Raw genomic sequence first — 2,992 nt, forward strand, 5'->3', positions numbered from 1 at the left:
CGCCGAGGGCGAGCAGCGCGCGCGCGTCGGCGTCGGCGTGCGCTGCCCAGCGCGCCAGCGCGTCCGCCTCGGGGCGGCTGAAGTGCCACTGCTGGCAGCGGCTGCGGATGGTGGGCAGCAGGCTGCGCGGCGACGAGGACACGAGCACGAACACACAGCCCTCGGGCGGCTCCTCGAGCAGCTTGAGCAGCGCGTTGGCGGTGACGCCGTTCATGGCCTCCGCGGGATCGAGCAGCACGACGCGGCGCGAGCCGCGGTGGCCGGTGACGGTGAGCGCGCCCTGCAGCTCGCGGACCTGGTCGATGCGGATCTGCGTGGAGGCGGCCTTGGCGGGCGCCTCACCCTCGCCCTCGCCCTCCGCCGCGGCGGTCTCGGCCTCGGGCACCACACGATACAGGTCGGGGTGGTTGCCCGAGAGCCGCCACAGGCAGGGCTCGCACTGCCCGCAGGCGTGGCCATCGGCGCCGGGTGCGTCGCATAGCAGGCGCGCGGCGAGCGCCTCGGCGAGCGCGCGCTTGCCAAGGCCGGCCGGGCCGACGAAGAGGAGCGCGTGCGGCAGGCGCTCGCCGAGCTCGACGAGCCGAGTCCAGGTCGGCTGCAGCCACGGGTGGATCATGGGAGGAAGCGCTCGCGCACGATGCGCTCGACGTCGGCGCGGATCGCCTCGGGCGTACGCGCGGCGTCGAGCACGCAGATGCGCAGCGGGGCCCGGCGGGCGCGCTCGAGGTAGCCCGCACGCACGCGCTCGAAGAAGTCGCGCTGCTCGCGCTCGAAGCGGTCGGGATCGACCCCGGTGGAGGCGACGCGCGCGGCGGCGACCGCCGGGTCGAGGTCGAACACCAGGGTGAGGTCGGGCTGCAGGCCGGGATGGACCCAGGCCTCGAGGGCGTCGAACTTGGCGCGCTCGAGCCCGCGCCCGCCCACCTGATAGGCGAAGGTGGCGTCGGAGAAGCGGTCGCACACTACCCAGCGTCCGGCCTCGAGCGCGGGTTCGATGCGCGCGGCCAGGTGCTCGCGGCGCGCGGCGAACATCAGCATGGCCTCGGTCTCGAGGTGCATCGGCTCATGCAGCAGCAGCTCGCGCAGGCGCTCGCCCAGCGCCGTGCCGCCCGGCTCGCGGGTCTGGTCGACGTCGAGGCCGGCGGCCTGCAGCAGCGCCACCACCGCGGCGATCTGGCTGCTCTTGCCGGCGCCGTCGATGCCTTCGAAGGTGATGAAGCGGCCGCGGGCGGGCGCGGCGGCGCCCGAAGCCACGGCGGAGGGGGCGTTTTCGATCATGTCGGTGTCGGGCAGGCGTGGTGGCATCCGGCTCATCCCCCGCCTCCGTTGCGGATGTATTTGTTGACGGCGCGGTTGTGGGCCGCGAGGTCGCGCGAGAACTCGCTGCTACCGTCGCCGCGCGCGACGAAATAGAGGAAGTCGCTCTTCTCGGGCGCGAGCGCGGCGCGCAGCGCGGCCTCGCCCGGCATCGCGATCGGCGTCGGCGGCAGGCCGGCGCGGGTATAGGTGTTCCAGGGGTGGTCGGTGTCGAGATGCACGCGGCGCAGGCGGCCGTCGAACTCGGGGCCGAGGCCGTAGATCACCGTGGGGTCGGTCTGCAGGCGCATGCCGATGCGCAGCCGGTTGGCGAACACCGAGGCCACCAGGCCGCGGTCCTCGGGGCGGCCGGTTTCCTTCTCGACGATCGAGGCGAGGATCAGCGCCTCGTAGGGCGAGGCCAGCGGCGTGGCCGGGTCGCGCTCGGCCCAGGCCTTGTCGAGACGGGCCTGCATGGACTCGTGCGCGCGCCGCAGCACCGCGAGTGCCCCCGAGCGCTTGTCGAAGAGGTAGGTGTCGGGGAAGAACAGGCCCTCGGGGTGCTTCGCGCCGGCGCCGATCCGCTCCAGGATCTCCACCTCGGCCAGGCCGGCGGTGTCGGGCTCGAGGTCGGGATGCGACTCGAGCGCCTGGCGCACCTGGCGGAAGGTCCAGCCCTCGACCAGCAGCAGCTCGCCCTGCGTGACGTCGCCGTCGGAGAGCTTGAGGATGAGCTGCCAGGGCGTGATGCCGGCATGCACCTCGTAGCTGCCAGCCTTGATGCGGGCGTCGCGTTTCGTGAAGCGCGCGAGCAGCGCGAGCAGGCGCGCATCCACGCCCACGCCGGCGCGCTCGATGGCCGTGGCGGCCTGGCGCATGCCCATGCCGCGCGCGACGGTGAAGTCCACCCGCTCGGCGGAGAGCGTGAGCGGCCGATGCGCGTACCACCAGCCCGCGCCCGCGCTCATCGCGGCGAGGGCGGCCAGCACGGCGAGCAGCAGGAGCAGGCGGGGGAGGAGACGCTTCATCGGAAGGGAGAGGGCGGGCTAAATCCCTGACGGCGCGAGGGGCGACCGCCACGAGGAGGGCGCCTATAATACCGCAGCACGCGCCCTCCCCCGCCTGCGGCGCACCCCCGAATCCCTTCCGAGATTGCCCGAACCGAGACCATGACTGCCTGGACCGAACACCTCGCCCGCGTGGGCGCCACGCTCGACGACACCGCCCGCTCCATCGCCTTCGCCGCCCCCGCCGACGAAGCGCGCGCGACCGAGACCTCCACCATCGCGACACCGCTGCTGCACCTGGGCACGATCCGCGCGCAGGGCCCCGACTCCGCCGCGTTCCTGCACAACCTGGTGTCGAACGACGTCAAGCACATGGAGGCCGACACCGCGGCGTGGAACAGCTTCAATTCGCCCAAGGGCCGCATGATCGCCAGCTTCCTGGTGTGGCCCGAGGAAGGCGGCCATGTGCTCGCGCTGTCGGCCGACATCCTGCCGGCCTTCCTGAAGAAGTTCTCGATGTACGTGCTGCGCAGCAAGGTCAAGCTCGCCGACGCCAGCGCCGACACCGCGCTGATCGGCCTCGCCGGCCCGCAGGCCGCCGCGATCGCGCAGGCGGCCGGCGCCACGCTGCCCGCCGAGGACATGCGCCAGGCGGTGTCCGCCGCAGGCGTGCGCTGCATCCGCCTCGG

General features: G+C 73.4%; 4 protein-coding genes. 1 reads left to right on the top strand and 3 read right to left on the bottom strand.

Annotated elements, in window-relative coordinates; translation table 11 throughout:
- The 3 genes from holB to mltG form a co-directional block, all read right to left on the bottom strand.
- Positions 1-616, bottom strand: a 616-nt coding sequence (gene holB, locus C667_RS21705; RefSeq protein ID WP_004384770.1) for a DNA polymerase III subunit delta', incomplete at its 3' end; no start/stop codon positions are given.
- Entirely contained in the window at positions 613-1,314 is a 702-nt protein-coding gene (tmk, locus tag C667_RS21710; RefSeq protein ID WP_004384771.1) for a dTMP kinase, read from the bottom strand. The genes holB and tmk, both read right to left, overlap by 4 nt.
- On the bottom strand, positions 1,311-2,324 hold the full coding sequence (mltG, locus tag C667_RS21715) for an endolytic transglycosylase MltG (protein ID WP_004384772.1): 1,014 nt from the start codon (positions 2,322-2,324) through the stop codon (positions 1,311-1,313). The genes tmk and mltG overlap by 4 nt, the downstream gene beginning before the upstream one ends.
- A 141-nt stretch (positions 2,325-2,465) precedes the next feature.
- Here mltG and C667_RS21720 point away from each other — a divergent pair.
- Positions 2,466-2,992, top strand: a 527-nt coding sequence (locus C667_RS21720) for a YgfZ/GcvT domain-containing protein (protein ID WP_004384773.1), incomplete at its 3' end; no start/stop codon positions are given.

The sequence above is a fragment of the Thauera phenylacetica B4P genome (assembly GCF_000310225.1).
GTDB lineage: Bacteria > Pseudomonadota > Gammaproteobacteria > Burkholderiales > Rhodocyclaceae > Thauera > Thauera phenylacetica.